The 25,729-nt window shown below is 38.5% G+C and carries 24 protein-coding genes; 8 read left to right on the forward strand and 16 right to left on the reverse strand.

Annotated features, from left to right (window positions below; translation table 11 throughout):
* Positions 1 to 37: 37 nt before the first annotated feature.
* Both QUD79_RS01185 and QUD79_RS01190 read right to left on the reverse strand, forming a co-directional pair.
* Positions 38 to 841, reverse strand: a complete 804-nt coding sequence (locus tag QUD79_RS01185; RefSeq protein WP_184425485.1) for a PEP-CTERM/exosortase system-associated acyltransferase — start codon at positions 839 to 841, stop codon at positions 38 to 40.
* A 429-nt stretch (positions 842 to 1,270) separates the two neighbouring features.
* Positions 1,271 to 2,101: a patatin-like phospholipase family protein gene (locus QUD79_RS01190; RefSeq protein WP_184425487.1), complete on the reverse strand. Its 831-nt coding sequence runs from the start codon at positions 2,099 to 2,101 to the stop codon at positions 1,271 to 1,273.
* A gap of 203 nt (positions 2,102 to 2,304) precedes the next feature.
* Between QUD79_RS01190 and QUD79_RS01195 the strand changes: the two genes are divergently transcribed.
* Complete coding sequence (locus tag QUD79_RS01195; RefSeq protein WP_184425489.1) at positions 2,305 to 3,078, forward strand: S1 family peptidase; 774 nt, start codon at positions 2,305 to 2,307, stop codon at positions 3,076 to 3,078.
* Between the two features lie 18 nt (positions 3,079 to 3,096).
* Here QUD79_RS01195 and QUD79_RS01200 read toward each other — a convergent pair whose 3' ends face one another.
* The 3 genes from QUD79_RS01200 to gpmI all read right to left on the reverse strand — a co-directional run bounded on the left by QUD79_RS01200 (position 3,097) and on the right by gpmI (position 6,660).
* On the reverse strand, positions 3,097 to 3,852 hold the full coding sequence (locus QUD79_RS01200) for a divergent polysaccharide deacetylase family protein (RefSeq protein ID WP_286289531.1): 756 nt from the start codon (positions 3,850 to 3,852) through the stop codon (positions 3,097 to 3,099).
* Between the two features lie 92 nt (positions 3,853 to 3,944).
* The gene (locus QUD79_RS01205; protein ID WP_184425491.1) at positions 3,945 to 5,105 is read right to left on the reverse strand and encodes a murein hydrolase activator EnvC family protein; all 1,161 of its coding nucleotides are present in this window, start codon (positions 5,103 to 5,105) and stop codon (positions 3,945 to 3,947) included.
* A 13-nt stretch (positions 5,106 to 5,118) separates the two neighbouring features.
* A complete protein-coding gene (gpmI, locus tag QUD79_RS01210) occupies positions 5,119 to 6,660 on the reverse strand; it encodes a 2,3-bisphosphoglycerate-independent phosphoglycerate mutase (protein WP_184425493.1) in 1,542 nt (513 codons plus the stop codon).
* 287 nt (positions 6,661 to 6,947) lie between these two features.
* Here gpmI and QUD79_RS01215 point away from each other — a divergent pair, with 287 nt between their 5' ends.
* The 4 genes from QUD79_RS01215 to gpsA all read left to right on the forward strand — a co-directional run bounded on the left by QUD79_RS01215 (position 6,948) and on the right by gpsA (position 9,270).
* Entirely contained in the window at positions 6,948 to 7,373 is a 426-nt protein-coding gene (locus QUD79_RS01215) for a rhodanese-like domain-containing protein (protein ID WP_184425495.1), read from the forward strand.
* A gap of 56 nt (positions 7,374 to 7,429) precedes the next feature.
* A complete protein-coding gene (gene grxC / locus QUD79_RS01220) occupies positions 7,430 to 7,687 on the forward strand; it encodes a glutaredoxin 3 (protein WP_221435245.1) in 258 nt (85 codons plus the stop codon).
* 65 nt (positions 7,688 to 7,752) lie between these two features.
* Complete coding sequence (gene secB, locus QUD79_RS01225; protein ID WP_184425497.1) at positions 7,753 to 8,262, forward strand: protein-export chaperone SecB; 510 nt, start codon at positions 7,753 to 7,755, stop codon at positions 8,260 to 8,262.
* A gap of 12 nt (positions 8,263 to 8,274) precedes the next feature.
* Positions 8,275 to 9,270, forward strand: coding sequence for an NAD(P)H-dependent glycerol-3-phosphate dehydrogenase (gene gpsA, locus QUD79_RS01230; protein WP_184425499.1), 996 nt, complete (start codon positions 8,275 to 8,277; stop codon positions 9,268 to 9,270).
* A gap of 41 nt (positions 9,271 to 9,311) precedes the next feature.
* Here gpsA and trmL read toward each other — a convergent pair whose 3' ends face one another.
* On the reverse strand, positions 9,312 to 9,776 hold the full coding sequence (gene trmL / locus QUD79_RS01235; RefSeq protein WP_184425501.1) for a tRNA (uridine(34)/cytosine(34)/5-carboxymethylaminomethyluridine(34)-2'-O)-methyltransferase TrmL: 465 nt from the start codon (positions 9,774 to 9,776) through the stop codon (positions 9,312 to 9,314).
* A gap of 126 nt (positions 9,777 to 9,902) precedes the next feature.
* Here trmL and QUD79_RS01240 point away from each other — a divergent pair, with 126 nt between their 5' ends.
* Positions 9,903 to 10,802 (forward strand): cation diffusion facilitator family transporter, encoded by a 900-nt coding sequence (locus tag QUD79_RS01240; RefSeq protein WP_184425503.1) that lies wholly within the window; start codon positions 9,903 to 9,905, stop codon positions 10,800 to 10,802.
* Here QUD79_RS01240 and QUD79_RS01245 read toward each other — a convergent pair whose 3' ends face one another.
* From QUD79_RS01245 to QUD79_RS01255, 3 genes are read right to left on the reverse strand one after another with little or no spacing between them, the layout of a single operon-like run.
* On the reverse strand, positions 10,803 to 11,855 hold the full coding sequence (locus QUD79_RS01245) for an alpha/beta fold hydrolase (protein ID WP_184425505.1): 1,053 nt from the start codon (positions 11,853 to 11,855) through the stop codon (positions 10,803 to 10,805).
* 26 nt (positions 11,856 to 11,881) lie between these two features.
* Positions 11,882 to 13,264, reverse strand: coding sequence for an ATP-binding protein (locus QUD79_RS01250; protein ID WP_184425507.1), 1,383 nt, complete (start codon positions 13,262 to 13,264; stop codon positions 11,882 to 11,884).
* Positions 13,264 to 13,965, reverse strand: coding sequence for a response regulator transcription factor (locus QUD79_RS01255; protein ID WP_184425509.1), 702 nt, complete (start codon positions 13,963 to 13,965; stop codon positions 13,264 to 13,266). Before QUD79_RS01255 ends, QUD79_RS01250 begins: the two co-directional genes overlap by 1 nt.
* A gap of 146 nt (positions 13,966 to 14,111) precedes the next feature.
* Here QUD79_RS01255 and QUD79_RS01260 point away from each other — a divergent pair, with 146 nt between their 5' ends.
* Positions 14,112 to 14,573, forward strand: coding sequence for a Spy/CpxP family protein refolding chaperone (locus QUD79_RS01260; RefSeq protein WP_184425511.1), 462 nt, complete (start codon positions 14,112 to 14,114; stop codon positions 14,571 to 14,573).
* Between the two features lie 398 nt (positions 14,574 to 14,971).
* Here QUD79_RS01260 and QUD79_RS01265 read toward each other — a convergent pair whose 3' ends face one another.
* The 5 genes from QUD79_RS01265 to rsgA all read right to left on the reverse strand — a co-directional run bounded on the left by QUD79_RS01265 (position 14,972) and on the right by rsgA (position 20,305).
* Complete coding sequence (locus QUD79_RS01265) at positions 14,972 to 16,918, reverse strand: M56 family metallopeptidase (protein WP_184425513.1); 1,947 nt, start codon at positions 16,916 to 16,918, stop codon at positions 14,972 to 14,974.
* A 12-nt stretch (positions 16,919 to 16,930) separates the two neighbouring features.
* Entirely contained in the window at positions 16,931 to 17,317 is a 387-nt protein-coding gene (locus QUD79_RS01270; protein ID WP_184425515.1) for a BlaI/MecI/CopY family transcriptional regulator, read from the reverse strand.
* Between the two features lie 257 nt (positions 17,318 to 17,574).
* Positions 17,575 to 18,321 carry a glycerophosphodiester phosphodiesterase gene (locus QUD79_RS01275; RefSeq protein ID WP_184425517.1) on the reverse strand — a complete coding sequence of 249 codons (747 nt, stop codon included), beginning with the start codon at positions 18,319 to 18,321 and terminating at the stop codon, positions 17,575 to 17,577.
* A gap of 4 nt (positions 18,322 to 18,325) precedes the next feature.
* Complete coding sequence (gene asd, locus QUD79_RS01280; RefSeq protein ID WP_491590167.1) at positions 18,326 to 19,204, reverse strand: archaetidylserine decarboxylase; 879 nt, start codon at positions 19,202 to 19,204, stop codon at positions 18,326 to 18,328.
* A 66-nt stretch (positions 19,205 to 19,270) separates the two neighbouring features.
* Positions 19,271 to 20,305: a small ribosomal subunit biogenesis GTPase RsgA gene (gene rsgA, locus QUD79_RS01285; protein ID WP_184425519.1), complete on the reverse strand. Its 1,035-nt coding sequence runs from the start codon at positions 20,303 to 20,305 to the stop codon at positions 19,271 to 19,273.
* Positions 20,306 to 20,512: 207 nt separating this feature from the next.
* Here rsgA and orn point away from each other — a divergent pair, with 207 nt between their 5' ends.
* On the forward strand, positions 20,513 to 21,061 hold the full coding sequence (gene orn / locus QUD79_RS01290) for an oligoribonuclease (protein ID WP_184425521.1): 549 nt from the start codon (positions 20,513 to 20,515) through the stop codon (positions 21,059 to 21,061).
* Positions 21,062 to 21,537: 476 nt separating this feature from the next.
* On the opposite strand, the gene QUD79_RS01295 is transcribed toward orn, so the two are convergent.
* A complete protein-coding gene (locus QUD79_RS01295; RefSeq protein WP_184425523.1) occupies positions 21,538 to 24,621 on the reverse strand; it encodes an efflux RND transporter permease subunit in 3,084 nt (1,027 codons plus the stop codon).
* Entirely contained in the window at positions 24,618 to 25,700 is a 1,083-nt protein-coding gene (locus tag QUD79_RS01300; RefSeq protein ID WP_184425525.1) for an efflux RND transporter periplasmic adaptor subunit, read from the reverse strand. The genes QUD79_RS01295 and QUD79_RS01300 overlap by 4 nt, the downstream gene beginning before the upstream one ends.
* Positions 25,701 to 25,729 lie beyond the last annotated feature (29 nt).

Here is a 25,729-nt window from a genome sequence, read left to right on the forward strand (position 1 = left end):
CGTATTATTTATTTCTCGACAATAACAAATCACCACTTTAAAAATGGCTACTTAAATCTACGTCTGGAATGTTAAATGCACTGTCTTTACCATATTTAACAAGTTTCATTTGTTCGACCATATCTTTATGTATAATGGTATATAGCTCTTCAAGTGGCTCTGTAAGCTCTTTGTGAAAGTCTTTTTCAGCTAAATAAAACATTGCCCGTTGACCGTGATAGTCCATTGGCTCGCCTATTTGCTGGAAGGGTAAGCCAAAGCGTTTTAAACGACGGTTGAGCCTTGGTTCCATCATTACCACCATGCCTTGATGTTTTAACAAGCTGGCTAATGCAATACCGCCAAGATAAAGGCCAATGGCTATATTAGGAAAGTTACGACGTTCATCTTCTGAATAAATAGTTTCAGGGTTTACATTGTTAAGCACAAACGGAATGTTTTTTTCTTTTTCACGACGTCTAAATGATGCTAAAACTGCTAAACGAGATATTTCGCCAAAACTACCTCTAGGCAATGTTGTTGTGTCGAATACTTCTTTGTTTGCACTTTGCAGACAATTTGCTTCGAATGGGAGTTTTGTATCGGGTGCATACGGCGGTGGAATAATTAAGCGAATACACCCTGCAAAAACGCCAGTGCGTCTGTGTTCAAGTAAGCAGTGATATGCATAATCGTCGCACTCGTCAAATTCCATCTCCTGATCGTTTTCAGGCTCCCATCCTAATTCTGAACTATAAACACCATAGCGAATTTTAAACGCTTCTTGCCGAAGTGTTTTAGTATCAGCGAATCGTATTTTAAAATACTGATTAAAGTTTTCTGCTATTGAGTATTTTGTCATTGTGCGTTTGCAATTCTAACTGTCTAAAATGTATATATATAAATATAACAGTTATAAATCGATTTACCTCATTTATGTTGATATTTATTGATACACCTCACAAGAAATGATGTAGCAATGTTGGTTTATCAGTATATTGGTTGATTAAACTAACCTCACAGTCTAGGTGAGCATTTCAACTAGCCAAGTTAAAACAACTAAGGCGTTATTTACAAATTAGAATAATTCGTTATTAATATAAATGCTGTGCATTTGACTGCTTTCCTGAACATAAAACATAAGCGCTAATTAATGGCATGATTAATAGGCTGTTGCTAACCGCATTTAGTTGATAATCAACAATAAATGACTAATCAGGTAAGCGCAATGCTTGTGCGTTGTTTTTTAGTCATTTATCCAATTTAATTATACTTTGTTGCTACTTAACACTTACTTGGTTATGGCTTTAATTTTTATCGGTAAAATTTTATTCGCGGTGTGATAGCCTTTAAAGAATAGTGCTTCTTTTTGGTCTGATGTCATATTAAAGTCAACCGCTGAAGACAGGCCAGTATTTACTACTACGGTATTATGCCAAAATTCGTTATTGATATACTCCCTTGAAATGGTGGTCATAAAAGTGCGTATTAGTAAGCTTATGTACTGAACAATAGGGAAGATGCCTTTTACTTGTATTTCGTCGTATTCATATTCGCCTTTTAGTCTGAAGCAAATTACAGGCGTACCGTCACCTGCCCAATCACGGTGTAGTGCGTCTTCAGATAATATACTGCCGTCTACCATTAAGTGTTTACCAAAGGTTTTAAAACTAAATACTAGTGGTATAGACATAGAAAAACGCACTGCGAGCGACACCTTAACGTTGGGGGTATGTTCTTTATCAAAAATTACTGGTTGGCCACGAGCAACGTCGGTAGCGACAATGTGTAGGTTATAGTCTAATTCGGCGAATGTTTTTCCATTAAGTAGGCGATCGATCCAGCGCTCGAATACGTCACCTGAGCTAAGTCCACCGCTTCGAACCAGCTTTATTAATGAAAATTCTCGAAATTGATTATAATCAGTGTTTAACGCGATATGCTTTATTTCGGCCAAGCTTAACCCTGATGCATATAAGCTACTGATAATACTGCCACCTGAAACCCCAACTAAATGATCAAAGTCGATGTTGAATTCTTGTAATGATTGCAGTATTCCAACATGCGCAGGTAGTCGAGTGCCGCCTCCTGCAAAAATAGGTACTATTTTTTTTGTTATCATATTTTTCTTAGTTGTTAATAACTGTAAACTCACTGTTTTATAAGATTTATAAATATTTATTATAAATCAAGCCCATTAACCAAAGTTCAGGTTAAATACACAGGAATGTATTAAGTATGGTTAATATTTTTAAAATTGCGTAACTATGAAAAATATCTTTGCTACACTATAAGCACTTAATAGAAGGCGCTTTGGAACATGTAATGATTTATTCTGTTATACGCACTAGCGTATGTGCTTTATTTTTTGTGGTAGTGAGCTTTACGGCTAATGCGGAATTAGCTGATACTTTAGCTAAAATTAAACCATCGGTTGTTGGAATTGGTGTGCACACGCCAACAGGTAGGCCGCAAAATAGCTTAAATGGTACAGGCTTTGTGATAGGTAATGGTCAATATGTGGTAACTAACCACCATGTATTACCTAAAGAATTAGATGTTAATTTATTGCAGAAGTTGGCTGTTTTTATTGGCTCTGGTAAATCGGCAACAGTCAGAAAAGCGAGTTTGGTCGGCATGTCTGCAAAGTACGACTTAGCTATATTGAAAATAGAGGGGGCACCTCTTCCTGCCATGAAGTTAGCAGATAAAGCTTTTGTTAGAGAAGCTAGCCATGTTGCCTTTACTGGTTTTCCTATTGGAGCTGTTTTGGGTTTATATCCAGTTACGCACCGAGGTATTATTGCGAGCATTACCCCAACAATTGTGCCGGTTGAAAATGCTGAAAAAATTAACATTGCTATGTTAAAACGTTTACGTGATCCTTATTTAGTTTATCAGTTAGATGCAACCGCTTACCCTGGCAATAGCGGCAGTGCGTTATATGATGTTGATACTGGTGAGGTGATTGGTGTGATCAATAAAGTATTTGTTCAACAAACAAAAGAAGCGGTGATCACTAACCCTAGCGGAATAACGTATGCTATTCCGGTAAAGTATCTTTATGAGTTATTAGAAAAGCATAATGTTAAGTGGTGAGCTAGTAGCTCAGGTTAACTAATCGGTTTGCGCTACGCTATTTTGAAGGTTTTTTAAGTTGGAAGGCATAAGCTGAGAAATACCGACAAGTTCTATATTGTTTTCTTTAAGTTGCGGTATAAGTAAAGATAATGCCGCAACAGTTTCAGGGTGCGGATGTGCAATGGCAATCGCTTTTTTATTGCGTTTTGCTAGCTTTATTAGCGCGTTGAACTGTTGAGTAATGTATTCTTTGTCTAATTGATTATCTAAAAATATACGTCGGCCTAAATTAGGCACGCCAAAACGCCGAGCTACATTTCTTGCTTTGCTTTTGTTTGTTGTTACGCTATCAATAAAAATCATGTCTTGTTCTTTTAAGTAGCGCATGGTCCAAGCCATTGGTGTATATAATGTTGTTAAATGGCTACCCATATGATTATTAATGCCAATAGCAAAGGGTATTTCATCAAAGGCACTAGCTAAAGTTGCTCTGATAGTTGTTTCGTCCATATCACTGGTTAATGCGCCAGGACCTAATACTTTGTTACCGTTACTTGATTCCATAGGAATGTGCAGGATAACATCGTGATCACTTTGGTAGGCTATTTGTGCTAAAGACTTTCCATAAGGGGTGTGAGGTAGTACAGCAAAAGTAATATCGCCAGGAATTGATAAAGTAGCCACATCACTTTTACGATAACCTATATCATCAATAATTATGGCGACCTTGGCTTGCTCTGCTGAACATATCGCTGCAAAGTTGAGAAGTAGTATAGTTAAAAGTATTCGCACAGGATTGATTATTGTTTTTGTATTTAGGCGGATGATTGTTGCTAGATTAGCAGGTCTTTTTAGTGAAATCGATAAGTGAATGGAGTTTTCTGCTATCGGCACCACAATTTAGGATTAACCGCTTGACCATTATGGCGGATTTCAAAATATAATCCTGACTGGTTTTGTCCACCACTTTGCCCTACTAAGGCAATGGGTTCGCCAGTTTCAACTCTGTCGCCCACCGATTTAAGTAATGCTTGGTTGTGACCATATAAGCTCATATAGCCGTCGCCATGATCAACCACAGTCACTAACCCATATCCTTTTAACCAGTCTGAAAATAATACCGTACCGTTATGAATGGTAGTAACTTGTTTACCAACAGGCGCTGAAAGTAGCACGCCTTTCCACTTTAAATAGCCTTGTTTGCTTGAGCCAAAGCTGCGGCGAATTTTACCTTTAACAGGCCATGAAAGCTTACGTTTTAATTGACTAAGACCATTTAGGCTGGCTTCTTGCTGGCTTAACTTGGCTATACGTGCCAGTGCGGCTTTGAGGTTTGCTTCTTCTTGCTCAAGCTTGTTTAGCTTTTGTTGGCTATTAAGAAGTTGTTTATTTAACTTAGCAATAGTTTGCTCTCGTGCTTTTTTTTGTTGGCTAAATTGTTGTTGCTGATCGGTTTGTTCTTGCTTTAATTGTTGTAATTTTTGCGCTTCTTCCATTTGCTCAACTTTTACTTGGTGCAATTGAGTTATAGTATTTTTAAATTGGTCAATTTCTGCAATTCTTGCGTTGTTAAGGTATTGATAATAGGTAACACTGCGCTGAACTTTAGCGGGGTTTTCTTGGTTTAATAGCAGTTTTATATAATCATGATTGCCAGAAGAGTAGGCCGCTCGTAGTTGCTTAGCAAGTAACTCTTCTTGTTGTTGTTTTTGTGCTAACAACTTAATTTGTTGTTGTTCAAGTGAGGCTAACGTTGATTGAGTTTTCGCTAACTGTTGCTGTGTAATAGCGAGTTTTTTTACTACTGTAGATATTGCCAAGTCGCTTTGCTTTAGCTGTTGTTCTAGCTTGTTGCGTTGGCTATTAACTTGTTTAATTGTTGTTTTTTGTTGGCTAATTTCTTTTTTGATTTGATCAAGTTTTTGATCTGTTTCATTTTCTTGCGCTGATCTGAATGGGTTGGCATTCACTATTACTATTGAGCTGGCTAGGTAACTAATGCAACCTAGCCATAATGCGATAATAAGTGAGTAGTGTTTGCTCATCGATTAACTGCTGTTATTTAATAGACATTAAGCGGGTGCCTGTCATTTCTTCAGGTTGCTCAAGTGCCATTAAATGTAAAATAGTAGGGGCGATATCGCTTAGAGCACCTTTGTGAGCAACAGTTGCTTTTCGGCCATAATATATTAATGGCACGGGCTCACATGTATGTGCGGTATGTGCTTGCCCTGAAACATTATCAACCATTTGTTCTGCATTGCCGTGATCAGCGGTTATTAAACATTCACCGCCAGTTTTTTCTAATGCAGCAATTACTCTACCAATACTTGCATCTACTGCTTCACACGCTTTTACTGCAGCGTCAAACTTACCGGTATGGCCTACCATGTCGCCGTTAGGATAGTTACACACGATAAAGTCATGCTTGCCACTTTCAATTGCAGCAACCAATTTATCGGTGAGTAATGTTGAGTTCATTTCAGGCTGTAAGTCGTAGGTAGCCACTTGGGGCGAAGGCACTAAAATTCGTTCTTCACCAACGAAGGTATCTTCTTTGCCACCACTAAAAAAGAAAGTAACGTGAGCATACTTCTCTGTTTCTGATATACGTAATTGTGTTTTGTTATGTTTTTCTAGCCATTCTCCAAGTACGTTGTTCAACGGCGTTGGTGGAAATGCACAACTGGTTTTTATATCGGCTGCATATTCAGTTAGCATAACAAAGTCAGATAATTTTGGTTGTTTAATACGAGTAAAACTGTTGAAGCTATCGTCTGTAAAGCAGCGGGTAAACTGACGTGCACGATCCGCTCTAAAGTTCATAAAAATTAAGGCATCACCGTCATTTACTTCAATTGCATTGCCATTTGCATCGGTAATTGCACTTGCTTTAACAAATTCGTCATTTTCGTCACGTTGATATGCGGCTTCTAATGCGGCTTCTGCATTTTGATAGTGATATTGAGCTTTGCCTGAGGTTAATAAATTATAGGCGGCTTCTACGCGATCCCAACGCTGGTCTCTGTCCATGGCAAAATAGCGCCCAATAACAGAAGCTATTTGGCCAAAGCCAAGTTCGTTGAACTTATTTTGTGCTTTAATTATTGACGCTTTCGCGCTACGTGGCGGTGTATCTCTACCATCTAAAAAGGCGTGCAAGTAAACTTTTTTTGCGCCGCGTTGAGCTGCAAGTTCTATCATAGCGAAGATATGATCTTCATGGCTATGAACACCACCAGGAGATAACAAACCAAATATATGAACAGCGCCATTGGCTGCTATTGCTTTGTCTACCGCTGTGCATAACGCATTGTTGTTATTGAACTCGTTGTCGGCTATGGCTTTGGTAATTCGGGTAAAGTCTTGGTAAACAATACGGCCAGCGCCTAAATTTACATGGCCTACTTCAGAGTTACCCATTTGTCCGTCGGGTAATCCTACTGCCATACCTGAGGTTTCAATAAGCATATTTGGGTAATTTGCCGTTAAGTTATCAAGTACTGGTGTATTTGCGTGGTAAATTGCGTTTGCTTCAGTATCTTCACGATAACCCCAACCATCGAGTATTAATAAAACGGTTGATTTTTTATTTGGCATGCTCACCCTCATCAGCTTATATATGGTTAAATTCACGCAGGAGTATAACAATCTATAGATAGTCATACCACCTTAAGATGCCTGTTTCAGAGCATGTGAGCATAGTTTTTTAAATGTTATAAAACTTGGTTAGCACGAGGGGGAAATACGTTCTTGTGAAGTTAAACTGACCCGCACATAAAAAAAATAGTCCTGTAGCAGATGAAATCGTGTAATTACGCTGTAAAAAAGAGGAGTAATCTGTATACTTACGGCAATTTTTATCTATCTACATGATGTGAAGTTTTATGGATCAATTTATCGCTTTTTTAACAGCTCATCCAATGTTAAGCGCTGCATGGGTTGGGATATTTTTAGCTATCGTTGTTATGACGATTAAAATACAGTTTTCACCTATTAAGCAATTAAGCCCTCAAGAGCTAACTTTTGCTGTAAACAAAGAAGATGGCGTTGTCTTAGATATTCGTACAGAGAAAGACTTTAAAACGAGTCATATTCTTGATGCGAAGCATTTAACGGTTGAAAAAATCAATAAAAATGAATTAACGACCCTTGAAAAGTATAAAGATAAACCCATTATTGTAGTATGTGCAGCAGGCATTACCGCATCAACAATAGCGTCTAAGCTATATAAAGCAGGTTACAGTAAAGCTAGCATACTTAAAGGCGGCATGAATGCATGGATTAATGCAGGATTACCCGTTAAAAAATAATTTTGACACTGTTGCATGCATTTGATTGTTTGCTCTTATCACTAAGGTAGCTAATTATGGCAGTAGAAATATATACGAAAATTACTTGTGGCTATTGCATGAGAGCAAAAGCTTTGCTTGAGCAAAAGAATGTTGATTTTCGTGAAATTAAAATAGACGGCAACGCTGAACTTCGTAATGAAATGATTGAACGCAGCCACGGTGGCTATACTGTTCCGCAAATATTTATTAATGACCAACCGATTGGTGGTTGCGATGAATTATATGCGTTACACGCACAAAATAAGCTTGATGCTTTACTTGCTGATCAATAACATTAACTTAATAAATAACAAATAAATAAGTACTGTGAATGTACTTTTAGCATAGGAAATAAAAAATGGCTGATGAAACTCAAAATGGCGCAGAAGGTTCTGCAGAACAAGCGGCAGCACCACAATTTGCAATTCAACGTGTTTATACAAAAGATTTATCTTTTGAAACACCTAATTCTCCAGCTATTTTTCAAAAAGAATGGAAACCTGAGCTTAAGTTAGACCTAGATACACGCTCTAACAAGTTAACTGATGATACGTACGAAGTTGTTTTAGCGTTAACAGTAACAGCAATAGTAGAAGGCCAAACAGCCTTTTTAGCTGAAGTACAACAAGCGGGTATTTTTACTATTGGTAACTTACCTGAAGCACAATTAGCGCACACTATTGGTGCTTTTTGCCCAACAACATTATTTCCGTATGCGCGTGAAGCGGTTGCTAACTTAGTAAGCCGTGGTTCATTCCCACAAATTAATTTAGCACCTGTTAACTTTGAAGCATTATTTGCTTCTTATGTTCAACAGAAAGCGGCTGAAGTACAAGCTGCTCAGCAAGCTAATGCAGAAACTCATTAGTTCGCTTACATAATGGCTGATATTTGTGTTTTAGGAGCAGGCTCATACGGGACTGCTCTTGCTATTTGCTTAGCAAGAAATGGTCATAAAACCCTTTTATGGGGCCGCAGTGCTGATCATATCGACGAAATGAAGCAATCTGGCACTAATGAAAGATACCTTTCTGGTATTAAATTTCCTACTACGCTTGCAGTTGAATCAGATTTAGCTGAGGTGGTTAAGTCTAGCCGCAATATTTTGCTTGTAGTTCCAAGCCATGCCTTTGGTGACATGATCACCCAAATTAAGCCCTGGCTACGAAGCGATGCACGCTTAGCGTGGGCTACTAAAGGTTTAGATCATAAAACTGGCCGATTATTGCAAGATGTAGCACGTGATATTTTAGGTGATGAGATTCCGTTAGCGGTGTTATCAGGGCCAACATTTGCGAAAGAAATGGCGGCGGGTTTACCTACAGCTATTTCTTTGTCTTCAACTGATGACGACTTTACTGGCGAACTTTCCGATTTATTACATTGTGAAAAAACATTTAGAGTGTACCCAAATAACGATTTTATTGGGGTTCAGTTAGGTGGTGCAGTGAAGAACGTTATTGCCATTGGCGCAGGTATTGCTGATGGTATTGGTTTTGGTGCCAATGCGAGAACGGCATTAATTACCCGTGGTTTAGCGGAAATGACCCGTTTAGGGGCAGCAATGAATGCAGAGCCTAGTACGTTTATGGGTATGGCGGGCTTAGGTGATTTAGTACTCACTTGTACAGATAATCAATCGAGAAATCGACGTTTTGGTTTGGCCTTAGGCAAGGGTGTTGAAGTAGAACAAGCCATGGCAGATATTGGTCAGGTTGTTGAAGGTTATCGTAATACTAAAGAAGTGCATATGTTAGCTCAACGTATGAATGTTGAAATGCCAATCGTTGATCAAGTATATCAAGTACTTTATTGCGGTAAAGCGGCTAAACTCGCCGCTTATGATTTGTTATCTCGTGAACGTAAATACGAATAAAGTGTGTGACGTTATTGTAAATTGTTGCATACGTTCAATTGCTATACGGCGTTAGTAAATCCTAACTGACGCCATGCTTCAAATATAATAACAGCTGTCGCGTTTGATAAGTTCATACTGCGACTATCTTTAAGCATGGGTATTCTAATTTTATCTTCATCAGGTATTTGTTGGCGCACTTCTTCGGGTAACCCTGCCGTTTCTGAACCAAAGAGTAGGTAATCACCCGCTTTAAATATGACATCACCATAAAAGTGTGTGGTTTTCGTGGTTACCGCTAATACTCGCTCTGGTTGTTCTGACTCAATAAATGCTTGGTAGTTTTTATGACGCTTTATTGCGGCAAACTCATGATAATCAAGCCCAGCTCTTCTGAGCTTTTTGTCGTCTAGGTCAAAACCTAAGGGTTCGATAAGGTGTAACCTAAAGCCCGAATTAGCACATAGTCGAATAATATTTCCGGTGTTAGGTGGAATTTGTGGCTGAAATAGCACAACATCTAACATATAAAGCTCTCTTGGTTTAATTTACGTTATTATACCAATGAGGTTTAACCTTGCTCAAGGTAAAGCGAACATAATCGTTAGCCTTAGTTTGGTTTATGACATTAATTGAACAGTGAATAAACTCTTATGATCGATGAGAAACAAGCACAGCAAAACCAGTATAAATCTTTAGTTAATATGGCCGCCTTTCTTGCAACTGCTACGGCCTTGGTATTATTAGGCTTAAAGCTGTATGCATGGTTTGTAACTGATGCTAGTTCGATGTTAGCGTCTGCAACAGACTCGTTGTTAGATTTATTTGCGTCATTAATGAATGTGGTTATTTTACGTTTTGCTCTGGCACCGCCTGACTCTGAACATAAATTTGGTCATGGTAAAGCAGAAAGCTTAGCGGGTTTGGTACAGTCGGCATTTGTGCTTGGTTCAGCCTTATTATTAATGATAAATGGTATTGACCGTATTATTACGCCTAAGCAAATTGTGCATACTGAAGTAGGTATGATTATTAGCGTTGTAGCGATTGTTTTAACCTCGTTCTTGGTGCTAGTACAGCGTTATGTAATTAAGCGCACTGGCTCGGTTGCAATAAGCGCAGACGCACTACATTATCAGTCTGATCTGTTGTTAAACTTTGGTGTTTTACTCGCATTATTTTTAAGCCAAGGCTATTGGTTAAGAGCTGATGGTGTTTTCACTGTTTTGGTGGGTGTGTACTTATTAGTGGGTGCTTTAAAGATAGTATGGTTGAGTGTGAAGCATTTAATGGATCACGAATTAGACGAAGACGATATTACTACAATTAAAACTATTGTTGAAAAGCATCGACAAGCTAAAGGTCTACACGACTTACGTACACGCCAATCAGGCAATATTCGCTTTATTCAATTTCACTTAGAACTTGATGATCAATTAAGTTTGCTTGAAGCACATACCATTGGTGAAAGTATCGAAAAGGAGATAGAAACTTTACTATCGCCTTGCGAAGTATTTATACATCATGATCCTGTGTCTGTTACACGGGGTTAATTACTGAAATTTTTGAAACCAGTTTAATGTAGTGTTAAGTGCTTGCTTGCGATATTTCTCTTGTTCAAAAAATAACTCGTGATAAGCACCGTCAACTCTGAAAGGGACTCGGTCTGGACATAAGCGCTTGTTTTGTTGATATAATGCAGTACAAAATTCGTCTTGGGTTGCATTATCAACAATGGTGTCGTTACCGGCTTGTAAGATTAATATTGGTGTTTTTAATTGGTGAATGTCGTTAAAAATATCGTTGTTCACCTGAAATGCTTGTTTTAACCACTGAAAAGTAACACCACCCACTTGTAGCGACGGCTGCTTTTGAAAGTTATTAATTATCCCCTGATAACGCTGTTCAGATTGTGTGAGTAAATTATCGGCAAAACTCACTTCTTGATAGTCACCAAAACCAATAAAGTACCATGGTTCGCTTGAGAATAAGTTATTTAGCATAACACCTGTATTTACTAGGCCTTTGGCGAGCCAAGACGGAATACCCCCTAGATTAATTGCAAACATTGGCGAAGCTAATACTGCCGCTTTTACTAGATCAGGGTAAAGTTGTAATACCCTTACAGTAATTGCGCCTCCCATTGAATGAGCGAGCACTAGCGGTTTAGTGTTAGGCAAGCAATGCGGTAATACATGCTGTTGTATAAAGGTTGCTTGATCGTGTGCGTAATCGTCAAAATTTTTAACATAACCTTTATGGGTGTTACTTGCCATGCGTTGTGATAACCCTTGACCGCGATGATCTATAATAAAAATATTGTAGCCTTGTTTTGCTAAGTCGTACGCGAGTTCTTGATACTTGATGTAGCCTTCTGTTCTACCCGGTGAAATCACTAAGCATTGCCCTTGAGGGTTAGTAATAAATTGGGCGTAGCTTATCTCTATTTCATCAATGCCTTGAAAGGTAGCAAAAGTTCCTTGTTGCCAATAAGATTCTATCTCATCTGCAAGGGTAAAGGTTGAACTGGTGGTCATGGCAACACTCATTGGCATGGTTAATAAAAGCATTATAGCGAGTATGTTACATTTTAAGCTGACAGTCATAATATTTTTATACTTTTCTAGTTAAATTATCTTGGTAAAACGAGGGTTACTGTTAGTCCATTCGACTCATTATTTTGAGCAAAAATATTACCATTATGCGCCAGTATTGCTTGGTGTGCGATGGCTAGCCCGAGCCCTGTTCCGCCGGTGTCGCGATCTCGTGCATGTTCGACCCGATAAAACGGCTGAAACAATTGGTTAATTGATTCTTCTGGCACACCTGGCCCTGAGTCAACAACCTGTATGGTAATGTCTTTGTCGCTTAACAGGGTAAATACGTTAATAGTCGAATTTGCGGGGCTATATTTTACGGCGTTTATCAGTACATTGGTAATTGCACTTGCCAAGAGCTTACCGTCTGCTTGAATAGTAACAGCTTTAGGGACTTTAGCATTGATGGTAATAGATTTGTTATTTGCTAGGTATTGACCGTCTGTAATGCAGGCATTTAATAATGAAGATAAGTCACAGGTTTGTAGCGATAAGTGCTGAATGGTATTTTCTAAGCGCGATAAAGATAATACCTCGGCTATCATGTCATCTAAACGAGTCACTTCAAGTTCACAACGGGAAAGATGAGTTATTAATGTTTCTTTGTTATCAATAGATTGAAGAGCTAAACCTATCGCCATTTGTAAACGTGTCATTGGCGACCTTAGTTCATGTGAGACATCGCCTAAAAGCCGTTGGTGCGCGGTAATATTTTGTTCAAGTTTTTCAGCCATTTGGTTAAAGCTACGGCTAAGATCACCAAGTTCGTCAATACGCTTAGTGGTGTTGTGGTCAACTCGAGTGGTTAATTGACCATTTCCTATTTTTGCCGCTGCATGTTTAATTTTCACTAGTGGTCTACTGAGCGAACGAGCGAGTAACCAAGCTAAAAGCATACTTACGATAACTGGAATAATAATACGTGCCCATTTGGGTAATTGCATTACATACGAACTAAAGTGGGGGTTATCACCCTTAACAGCAATGTATAGCTGATAATTGGTGTTCGCTATTGTTGTATTTAATGGGCCAGTAATTCTAGCGTTAGCGAATTGTATACTTGCAGGGCTGTCAAAACTGTTTGTTTCTAAATAAGGTATCAGAGGATTTAAAAAGCGGTTTTTGTTAGCAAATACTTTAGTTGTAGCTGGGTCTTTGAGTAGAATTGCTTCTCCTCGTAGTGGTAAATTTTTAGCTAATAGACGGTTAACTGTTATTGTCTCTGAGCGTTCTATCCTTTTTTTTAAGTATTTAAGGCGATGTATATCTTTTTTATGTAAGGGCATTAATACGCTTTCTTCAGCAAGTTGAGTAGAAATTACGCGCGTTAAGGCAATAGATAAAATAGCAAAAAGCCAAAATGAAATAAAAAGTTTAAAAGCAATTGAAGACAATGATTTAGTGATTTTATTAAGCACTACTCTACTCCACCCGTTAAAAAGAGATAACCAGCTCCACGAATAGTTTTAAGCTTTTCGTTAGGACTTTTTGCTTGTAATTTACGACGAATATTACTGACATGCATGTCGATACTACGATCAAAGGCACTAAGTCTTCTATGAAGTACTTGCTCTGAAATTTGTTCTTTACTAACGATTTGGCCTTGTTGATTCATTAGCAATTCAAGTATTTGATATTCAGTGCCGGTAAGCTCTACTATTTGACCGTGGCAATGCACTTCTCTCGTCGCATTATCTAACGTGACATGGTTAATTTCTAATTTGCTATTGGCAACTTTGGCATTTTTAACAATGTCGATACGTCGTAAAATTGCATTAATTCGGGCAAGTAACTCTTTATGCTGAAAAGGTTTGGCTAAATAGTCATCTGCACCTAGTTCTAACCCAAGAATGCGGTCTGCATCATCACCTTTGGCAGTGAGCATTAAAATGGGCGTTTTGTGTTTACCGCCTAGCGCTTTAAGCAACTCGAAGCCATTTAATCCAGGCATCATTACATCGAGTAAAATTAATGAAAAGCTATTATCGTAAGCTCGAGCTAAACCTGAAACACCGTCATAACAGCATTCAATATTATACCCTTCGTTCGATAAGTATTCAGCTAGAAGCTCAGACAGTTCTTTATCGTCATCAATAATTAAAATTTTATTCTGACTCATAATTACGCAAGTTAGGTTGGACTTAGCGTTATAATATACCAACAATTACATTTGAAAGTTATCTTTACACAACCTTTACATTGGTTTGCGTTTCTTTGCATTGCAATTGGTAAGCTTAAGTTGAATTAATTAAAGAGGGTTTTCTCATGAAAAAGATAGTATCAACAGGTTTAACTGCCGCTATTTTAGCATTGTCAGTATCAAGCATAAGCTTTGTAAGTAACGCCAACCCGCATGACGGTTTTTCGGGTAAAAGCCATGGCGCTAAACAAGAGCATCGTCAGTTTAAGCGTATGGCTAAACACCTTGATTTAACTGACGAACAAAAAGTGCTATTTAAAAGCTTAAAAGAAACAGCAAAAGAAAATCGCAGTGCGATGAAAGAGAAAATGCAAGGTTACAAAGAGCAGATGAAAGCGCTAATAAGTGCGACTGAATTTGATGAACAAGCCTTTCTTCAATTGCATAGCTCTTATCAAAATACTTTTGCAGAAATGGCTTTGATCAAAGCAAAACATAAGCACCAAATGATGCGAATACTGACGCCCGAGCAACAAGAAAAAGCTCAGAATATGAGAGGAAAAAGAAAAGGGAAAGGCCCTAGATAAAACTAGCTTTTAGTGGGCATGATTTGTTGTAAAAGGGTAGGCCTAAGTGCCTACTCTTTTTTGACGCTAATTGTACCCAGAGGCATTTTTATATAATTATAATTACTAAGCCTAGTTAATCTGAGTTCTGGGTAACGGATGTACGAGCAACACCGATAAAGTTATGTTTTTCAATTGCTTATTATAGAGCGGCCGTATTCCTTATGTAGTTATATATCAATGTTATAAGTGTTGAGTGAATCAAGGCAAGTTTGCGTACCTAATAGCGAGCTATTAGTAGCAAATTAACGGTTTTTTAGTTCCAGACAAAAACCAAGTACCTACGTCCATGCAGGCAACGCAGATACGCGCAAAAACCGTGACATTGACGTGCTTAGCTTATCCAGAACTCAGGTTAGTTAGCTTTCAATTAGGCTGAAAGAGAAAATTTTTGCCATTTTACTTTCTACTGGCTTATCATTAATTTTTGCTGGAACAAAGTGCCACTTATTCATTGCTGTTCGCACAGCTGCTCTAAAGTAACTGACTTTATTTTTATCTTCAAATTCGATATCAGAGACAACACCGTCTTTGTTAATGACAAATGTAACTAATACGTCTACTTCTATCCCTTTTCGTTTAGCTACCGACGGATACCTTGGCTCAACAGAAGAAATTAACTTAGCTGAAGTTGATTTGGCTAAGATTTGGTTGTAGTTGTTATTAATAGTTTGTTGATTGCGTTCGGCTACTAACCCATGATTAACCGGCTGTGTTTGTCCTAATTTGCGTTCAAAATTAATTAACTGGTCACTCGACGGTAGTGGATCTTCTGTTAATGAGGCAACTTGAGCAGCATACGGGTTACTAAATTTCTTCTCAGAATTTTTACTAATAGCGCCTTTGGAAGATAAGCTTAATAGCGGTTGCGCTAACTGGCTAATTTTTGGTGCGGGTTTAGCTGCTAATACAGGGCCTGTATTGTGCTTTGCACTCGGTATTACTTTGGTAGCTAACGTATTACTCGTTTCTTTGTTAGCCGGAATAATTACCTTTTTCGGTACAGCTTTTACTATTTTATTTGTGGCTTTATCGAGCTTAGCTTGCGTATTTGCTATCTGTTTTTGAGCTTGCGTAGCTGCAGTGTTTTTCACCTGTACCTCAGCTAATGTGTCAATATTTGGTTCGATAACATCATCAGATATTGTTGTATTTTGTTCAACTAATTGCTGGGCAATCGATGTTTGCGATAAAGGTAATTCATCATTACTTACTCGATGCTGTAACAACTCACCCGCAGATTGCATTAATGAGATACGGCCTGCACCCCAATCAATGATACGGTTATCGATAAATGGTTTAGCAAAAACACTGGAAATGGCAAACAAAATCACCACAGACGCAAGTAGTTTGCCAGAGTCATTTTCTGCCGTACATGTATGTTCTTGGTCAATTAAACGAATAACACGTTGTTTTAAGTCGCCACCCGAGGCTGCAACTGCCATGGTTGGAATAGAGCTGTGACGGTGTTTGTGGCATAAGCTTGCAGTGTCGGCAAGCGTATGTGCATAAGCAATGGCATTACCACAATGTTTTACGGCTATGTCATCACTACAATATTCACGTTCGTTACGCATTTGCTTTGAAATCCAGCGTACACCAGGGTGAAAAAACAATAGTATTTCAGCAATGGTTTGTAAAAAATTGACGAGGTAGTCATGACGCTTTATATGTGCAAGCTCATGCAATATTAACATTTCTAATTGGGCTGATGTTAAGCCCGAAATCATTGCTGCAGGTAACAAAATTACTGGCTTGAGCCAACCTATGGCCATAGGCACTTCGGTTTTTAATGAAATTAGCAACTGTGGTTTTCGCCATAAAGTAAATTGGCTAACGAGCCGTTGAAATTTTGTTTGCAGGGTTTGATTTACGGCAATGGTGTCGGTGGTTGCAAGTTGATTTACTTGTTTAAGCGCAAACACTAAATTAATTGATAATAAGAGTACCGTAGCCATCCAAGCAAGTGATAGGAAAGGCAAACTATCAACGACTATTTGATACCAGTTAGAGTTTATAACGGCGATTGACTGTGTTGAATCTAATGCAGCAACCGAATTTAGGCCCTGTTCTATCGTATGTAAATAGTTGGGTGTATATATAAGACTAAATGTAGCTATAGGTGAAATTAAACATACGATGAGTGCTATAGCTGCCCATAAATATCTTAATTGCGGCTTTTTATATGAAGTTATTGACAGTAAACACTTTAATACAAGCGCGATAAGGCACCCTTGCCACAAAAAATGCAGTAGGGTTAACGCAAGACTATAAAGTATTGGACTGTCTAATAAATTCTCAATCATAAATACAGTGTATTAGCTTTGTTGATCAAGTTCGTTTAATAATTGACGAATATCAGCAATTTCTTCTTTGCTGGTTGATTCATCTAAGGCTCTCATTACTAGTTTTGATGTAGAGCCGCCGAACGCCTTACTTGCCAAGTCTTTCAATAGCGATGACTGGGTAAACCCCTCGCTGTTGGCTGGTGCGTAAACATGTGCTCGATTACTTTCATCGCGGGTCACTAGCGTTTTTTCATGCATTATTTGCAAAATTTTCAATACAGTAGTGTAGCCTGTTGTTTGTGTGGCACTAATTGCATCATGTACTTGCCTGACCGTTGCTGGACCTATTTTCCATAAAACATTAAGCAGCGAGAGTTCTGCTTCGGTCGGCTTGATACCTTCATTATCACGAGCCATTGAAATTCCTTAATATACGAATAAAAACCATAAAAGTGTTACTAATATCAACCTCACTCATTATATGAGCATTTCTACTGGCTAAAATAATCAACCATTACGTTATTTATTTTATAATTAGAACAGTTAGTTAAAAAATAAACGCCTTGTATTTGACTGTTTTTGCTGCGTATATAGTAGATCATTTAATTAATGAAACTGATACAAATTTCAGGTAATACGAATGCAATCGTATACTGTGATGAATAAATGAGCAACTACTTATTAACTATTTGTTGTTGTATTTGACGAATTATTTCCCGTGTTCTTTGCGGAAAGTTGGTAAAAATTGCGTCTACGTTTAATGCTAAGCACTGTTTTATATCGTCGATGTCGTCAACGGTAAATACCCAACAAGTTAAGCCATGACGATGTATGTCGCTGACTAATTCTTGATTTAAGCAGTCAATGTCTTGATTAATACTTGCTAACGCCATTGTTTCACTAAACGTTGCGTAATTTAATGGGCAATGGGCAATGAGTGCGGCGAAGTTAGCTTTGGGTAATAAGGTTTTTCCGTAATTAATTAAGAAATGATTAAATGATGAAATATACAGTTGCGGCCAAGTAATGTGCTTCATTGAAACAGCATGATTCAAAACCTGCTGTAATTTTTGCATTAATGTTTCAATAAGTAATTGTTCGCTAGTGCTTACTTTCAGCTCAAGATTGAGAATCAGTTTCTTTGGTATTAATGCAATTGCTTGGGCTAAGGTAATAATATGTTGGTTTTTGCCTATACTCGTTTTTAATAATTCGTCTAAGGTATAATTGTTTATGTTACCCGTTTTGCCTGTTAATCGAAGTAAATTACGGTCATGAAAAACAATAAATTCACCGCTGGGTTGATGATATTGAAGGTCAATTTCAATACCATCTGCACCTTGTTCTATCGCTTTTTCAAGCGCGAGTATCGAATTTTCAGGATACTCGCCACTCGCGCCGCGATGAGCAATTATCAACATGTAATTAGTGCTCGTTAGTGCTAATTAAATCTGCATAGTGCTCGCCTAGTCGAGTTACTGTGCCTGGGCCTGCTGCTTCGTTGAAGTTAACCATATTGGGTGCGAACGTAGTAATTACGGTTGAGCCTAATTTAAAACGACCCATTTCATCTCCTTTTTCAAAGGTGATGGCGCCTGTACCAGATGCAGGGTATTGCCAACGGAAAACATCTTTACCCGCAGGTGGTGTAATAGTGCCAGCCCAAGTTGTTTCAATACTTGCTACTATTGTTGCACCAACTAAGGTCATGGTCATTGGGCCGTGCTCAGTATCAAAAACTGTGACAACACGCTCATTACGGGCAAATAAATTAGGGACATTATTTGCTGTTAACGGGTTTACTGAAAATAAATCGCCCGGTACATAAATCATTTCTCGAAGCGTTGCAGCCATTGGCATATGAATACGGTGGTAATCTTTTGGGGCTAGATAAATACACGAAAACTTTCCATTTTCAAAGGGCAGCGCGGTAGCTTTATCGCCACCAAGTAAAGTAACTAGGCTGTAGTCGAAACCTTTGGCTTGAATAAGTTGGTCGTTTTTTATATCACCTTGTTGGCTTATTGCGCCGTCAACAGGGTAGCAAATAGCATTTGGGTTTTGCTCGATTACACGCGCACCTTCTTCAAGTTCGCGGGTGAAGAAGTCATTAAAGGTTTTAAAGTCACTGGCGTTTTTATACTTTGCCTCAGACATATTGATGCCGTATGACTTAATAAAGGCGCTGATGGCTTTAGTTGTTAGCCAGCCAAGCTCTGCCGCGGCAAATTTACCAACTAGGCGAGAAAGCGCATGTTTTGGCATCATATATTGTAAAGCGATTTTAAGTTTATCTAACGACACTGCGTTTTCCTTGCGTTATAGTTTTAGTTAATAGTTGTATTAGTTTTTTCATTATTTATTGTTGGTTTAATTAAATCTTGAGGTAAGTGTATTGTCATTTAAGCTCGCAAGAATCCGTTGAAAGCTTGCTAAACGCTCGGGATGAATTTTATTGTTTTGTACTGCTTCCACTAATGCACATCCGGGATCTTTATCATGTTTACAGTCTCTAAATTTGCACGTGCCGATAAAATCTGAGAAATCAGTAAAACCATTACACACTTGCTCTGGCGTTAAATGCCATAAACCAAATTCTCTGATCCCTGGTGAGTCAATTAAATCACCGCCTGTTTCAAAGTGATATAAACGAGCGACTGTGGTGGTGTGCTGACCTAATCCTGAGTTTTGGGAAACGTCTTTGGTTAGGATACCAAGCTCTGGCATTAAACTATTTGTTAGTGTGGACTTACCTACACCAGACTGCCCAACAAATATGCTAGTTTTTTTATCGAGTTGTTGTTTGAGTTGCGCTAAACCATCTGCTGTTTCATTACTTACATAAAGTACTTGATAGCCAATTTCGCGATAAATGGTTAATTGTGCTTCGATTTTGTCATTTAATTCCGGCGTTAATAAATCAATTTTATTAAGTAAAATTATCGGTTTTATACCGGTTTCTTCGGCAGCTACGATATAACGATCAATAATATCGCTATTAAAGGCTGGTAAGACACTTGAGACAATTATTATTTGACTAATATTCGCAGCAATAGGTTTTACCCCGTCGTAAACATCGGGCCGGGCTAATACAGACTCACGTTCATGTACGGCTTCAATGATGCCTGAAACACTATGCTCATTAGCGATGCTTTCACGCCATAATACTTTGTCGCCGCATACTAGCGATTTAATACTACGTCTTAAATTACAGCGCACACAGTCGCCTTGAGCATTTTCAACGTCGGCATGTTGGCCAAAACGACTAATGACTGTGCCTGTTTGTAATTCACCAAGCTCGTCATCTTGCCATTTAATGTCAGCGGCATCGCTTTTAAGCTTCTTTGCTTGGTTAGCTTTGATGCGTCGGTTTTGACCTTTAGTTAATTTTTTAGCTTTTGCCACGTGTTTTTTTCATATTTAGTTAATTAATGTTGCCCTGTAGCGCAAACAAAATTTGATAGAATTGGTATCAGTTGTTCCGTATTATACTGATAAAATGATATTTCATCTAATACTTGTCTCAAAATCTCAGTTTTTAATAATAAAATCTCAGTTTTTAATAATAAAATCTGAAAATAGGGTACAAGTTAATATAACAGAGGGAAGCTTATGTCTTGCAGCCAGACAAATTTAATTTGGTTAGATCTAGAAATGACAGGTTTAGAGCCTGAGCATGATGTGATATTAGAAATTGCGAGTATTGTGACTGATAGTCAATTAAATATTCTTGCCGAAGGTCCTGTCTTTGCAATACATCAAAGTGATAATGTTCTCGATAACATGAGCCAGTGGTGTATTGATGTTCATGGGAAGTCTGGGTTAACGAAACGTTGTCGCGAAAGTACGGTTGATTTAGCAACAGCTAGTGCACATACAATTGCTTTTCTTGAGCAGTATGTGCCTAAAGGTAGCTCGCCAATGTGTGGTAATAGCATTGGTCAAGATCGTCGTTTTATTAATAAATATATGCCTGAATTTGAAGCGTATTTTCATTACAGAAATTTAGATGTTAGTACGGTGAAAGAGCTTGCGCGCAGATGGAAACCTGAAGTATTAGACAAAGTGGTGAAAAAGGGCGTGCATTTAGCCTTAGACGATATACGTGAATCTATTGCGGAATTAAAAGTATACCAAGAGCATTTCTTTAATACCAATTGAAATAACTATTTGACCAATTCAGAGCATCGTCAGGGAAGTTAGAACAAAGCAAATTGATGCAGGTGTAGTATTCTCCATCCAATCAATTTGTAACGTTATCACTTTTCTGACGAGCTCCCAAGGGCGAGTTTAAAAGGCTTATACGCAGCGTTACTGATTTTGATAAGGTCCCCACATGGAAGTGGGATAGTAGGGTAACGCAGGAGCAGTTACCGAGAATAACCATTGTCTGTAATCAGTGCCTTGCCTCTAAGCCTTTTAATTCTCGCTGAATGAACAAATATTTTTTCAATTGGTATAAGTTATAACTTCTATTTTAAATTAATAATGCCGACAACTAATGTCGGCATTTTTATTAAAAGCAATACTAGGACGTGTTGATCTTTGCTGTACAAAATTTGTACTCGAAAAATCAAAACGCTTATCAACATGCTCTAATAATATAGTTACTTATCGTTACTATAAGTCAACATAAGTTAACTTGTACTTGGTAATTCATTACTTTCTTTTTCATCACTGTGCTTGACCTTTTCTTTACCCATTTGTAATAAGCTTGGTAAGAAAATTAAGGTAAATACTGTACTAACACTCATGCCACCAACAATTACCGCAGCAATGCCACGGTAAAGTTCAGCGCCTGCTCCAGGTATTAATAGCAGTGGTAACATACCGCAAATACTGGTTAATGTACTCATTAGTATTGGGCGTAACCGTAAACGTACCGCATTTTGTACTGAATCGCGTCGTGATAAACCTTCTCGCTCGCCGATGCGTGTTTGGTACACTAGCAAAATGGCATTGTTGACAACCAATCCCAGTAAAATAATAAAGCCGATCATGGTTAATAGATCAAGTGGTTGAAAGATTACCATGTTGGTTAGTTGCAGCACGGCTATTCCACCAACAGTTGCTAGTGGAATAGTTAACACCACAAGTAAACTGTCTTTAAATGAGCGAAATAAAGCTGACATTAATAGGTATAAAATAATCAATGCCAGTATAAAGCTTTGACTCATACTGGCTAATGCTTCATTTAACGCTTCAGCAGTACCACGATAAGCAATTGCGCCATCTTCTGGCAGCTGTGCGAAAATAGCAGGTCCGGCTTGCTCTTTAATCACATTAATTGCTTCTTCTAAGCTTACATTATCTGGTGGTGTTACTTGTAGTGTAATGGTACGCCTTCTATCGACCCGCCTAATTGAGCTTGGCCCTGCTGTTCGTAATACTTCAACTAATTCACCAACAGGTTGAATACCCGCTTGTGGTGTAAATAGTGGAATAGCGGCCAACTCTTCTGGAGACTCCCAGTCGGTTGAGCGTAAAAATACATTCAGGCGTTTCTGGCCGTTAAAAAAGTCGCCAACATATAATCCTGTACCTAACGATCTTGAAATTGAAGAGACTTGCTGGCGAGTCCAGCCTGCTTCTGCGATTCTTCGTTCATTTGGTATTAGTTGAAGCTCTGGTTCAGCTAATGTGAGCCCCGGTGACGGTTGGATACTTGCGCCAGGCAATGCTTGGCTAACTGCACCAAACCCTGTTTGGGCAGCGATAAGCAGCTGTTCAACATCGTTACCTTGAATATCTATATCTATTCGACGTCCGCCACCTAGGTTTCTAAATAATTGTTCTTGTGAGGCAAAAGCAATGGTGTCTGGAAAACCACGTAAAATTTCAAAGTTGATGATATTTACGATTTCTTTAATATCGTCAGCGTCTTGTCCACGGCCACCCATAAAACCAAAGTTACCAAAAAAGCCCATCCAAACATGCTCAATTTTTGGCGACTTTTCACCTTTGAGATAGGGTTTCAGACGCTCGTTGATTACGTCACTCATTTCAACCCGAGCAGCTAGATAGCTTTGCCCCGGAGGAGGTAATATAAACACATTGAATGAGTTTTGATTTCCTTTAGGTAAGTAATCGATCTTAGGAAACATTAAGTAAGAGCCTAAAAATGAGAACATCATTAATCCAAGTACCCATGCCATACGCTTACGTGGCGATGAGGTGATTTTCATGATCCCTTGTGTGATATTGTGCCACCAGTGCTGGTGAGGATCTTCTTCAGATACTTCGGTTAATAATCGCCGTGCAGCGGTAGGTAAAACGGTGATCGCAATCAGTAGTGAGGCGACAATAGCAACCGCAATGGTAATGGCTAAGTCGGCAAATAATTGTCCGGACACCTCTTCTAAAAAAGCGATAGGTAAGAATATAGCCACTGTAGTAATTGTTGAAGAAAGTAATGCTCCCCATACTTGCGAGGTGCCAAGTAAAGACGCATTTTCAGGTAATTCACCTCTTTCTCTCAAGCGTACAATATTTTCTAATACCACAATTGCAGCATCTAGCACCATACCAACAGCAAACGCGAGCCCTGCCATAGAAATAATATTTAATGTACGGCCTGCGGTGTACATAACAATTAAGGTAATAATTAATGAAATAGGGATTGATAGTGCAACAATTAACGTGGCGCGGAATTTTCTTAAAAACCACCATAAAACAACTACCGCAAGGAAAATACCCATTAGTAAGTTGCTTTGCACTAATGCCATTGAACGGCCAATGTAGATAGTTTCATCGTACATTTGAATAAGCTCTAGCCCAGAACGTTTTAGTGGGCCTTCATTAAGCTCTTTCATTGCAGCCTGTAAACCTTCCATAACCTCAATAACATTAACACCTTGCTCAACTTGCACGTTCATTGCAATTGCAGGGTCACCATCTAAGGTTAAAATGCCTGTACGGTCGGCATAGGTTAATTCAACTGTTGCAATATCTTTAAGTAAAATTGGCTGTCCATCACGCCAGTCAATTACCATATCTTGCAGCTTTTCAACGCCATATTTGCCAGAAAACCGTATGGTATATTTACGTCGACCAACTTCGTTAAAGCCGGCAGAAACATCGGTGTTATTGGTTAAAGTACTGGCAAGTTGCGGTAAATGTAAACCAAGGTTAGCGGTTTTATAGGGGTCGAAGGTAATACGTAATTCAGACGGTAAACCGCCAAAAGCGTTACTTTGAGAAACGCCTGCAACACGTTCAATACGTGTTTGTACTACTTCTTCAACATAATCTTGATAGCCTGAAATGTCATTGTTATTGCCTTCGGTTGGCTTTAGCGCGAACCAAGCTATTGCGGTGAAGGTACTTGCGCCACCTACTGAAATTGTTGGTTCGGTTGCATCAGGTGGGTAGTTTGGTACTTGATTTAGCGCGTTCATTACGTCGATTAATGCACGCTCTAAGTTAATACCAGTACGATATCGTAAAGTAATGCTACCGCTACCTTGGCTAGAGCTTGACTCTAAAAGGTCTAAGCCCTGTAACCCTTTAAGAACATCTTCTTGACGTTCAATAATTTCAGCTTCAATTTCTTCAGGAGCAGAACCGCGCCAACTAGTAGAAATAACAATTTGTGGTTGGCTGATTTCAGGCGTTAATTGAATGGGTAATTTAAATAAACTAATCGCACCAAATAGCGCAACTAATAAAATGGCAACAATTACCGCTGTAGGATTATTAAGTGAGGCTCTTGTTAATATCATGATTTACCTGACACTAGCGCTTGGTTATTTTCCTTAATAACAACAGATTGACCTGGTTGTAGCCTTTCTGCTCCGCGAATTACTACTTTATCACCTTCATTTATATTGCCTAATACTTCAATTAGTTCACCTTCACTTAACCCTAATTGAACTTGTACTTGTTCAGCAATGTTTTCGTTACTGATACGAAAAACGGTTGTGCTGTTACGTCTTAATACTACTGCGTCACGAGGAATAGCTAGAGTTGTTTTTCTTTCTCCATTAGCGACAGCGGCTTGAATATTTAAACCAATAGGCCATTGAACCGCGCTTAAATCGAGGCGCACTTCCATTAAGTGTGAACGATTATCAGCAACAGGTATAATCGCTTTAATTGGGACTTGAGTTTGGCCTAACGCTGAGCGAATGGTCATAGACTCTCTAGCCTTAACGAATAAATAAGAGGTTAGTGGGGCAAATACTGAAGCCTCAATATTGTCTGTTTGTACTAAGCGAATAATTGCAGTACCACTGCTGATATATTCTCCCTCATTACTTAAGCGTTGCGTTACAATACCGCTAAAAGGTGCTTTTAATTGGCTATAACTGAGATTTTTTTCAGCTTGCGCTAGTTTAGATTTTGCGACATCTACATTGGCTTGTGCAACGCTGAAATTTGATAAGCTTTGGTCTAACTCAGTTTGAGAGATAAGCTTGCGTTTAACTAAGCTTTTCTTACGCTCAATTTCTGTTGTCTCAAAGGTTAATTGAGCTTCGCTATTGGCTAAATTGGCTTTTGCTTCATCAATGATAAGTTTTAAAGACGTATCATTGATGGTAGCGATAACTTGTCCTTGAGTCACAATGTCGCCTAAATCAGCAAGGCTTTTTAAACGGCCTGAAACTTCAGAGGCTATTGCTGAATTATTACGACTAACTACGGTTCCAGATACCCATGCCACAGGTGATAATGTAGTTTGAATAACCTGAGCAACATTAACATTTGCAGCACGGCTTTGTTGGGCGACTGCAAAAGATGAATAAATGCAGATCACTCCTGAAAGAATGGTTAACGAGATATATGGTATGAATTTAGTCATAAAATCCTATTGTAAATCTATCTAAAGCT

Origin of the sequence: Thalassotalea piscium, assembly GCF_030295935.1 — a bacterium.
Lineage (GTDB): Bacteria > Pseudomonadota > Gammaproteobacteria > Enterobacterales > Alteromonadaceae > Thalassotalea_B > Thalassotalea_B piscium.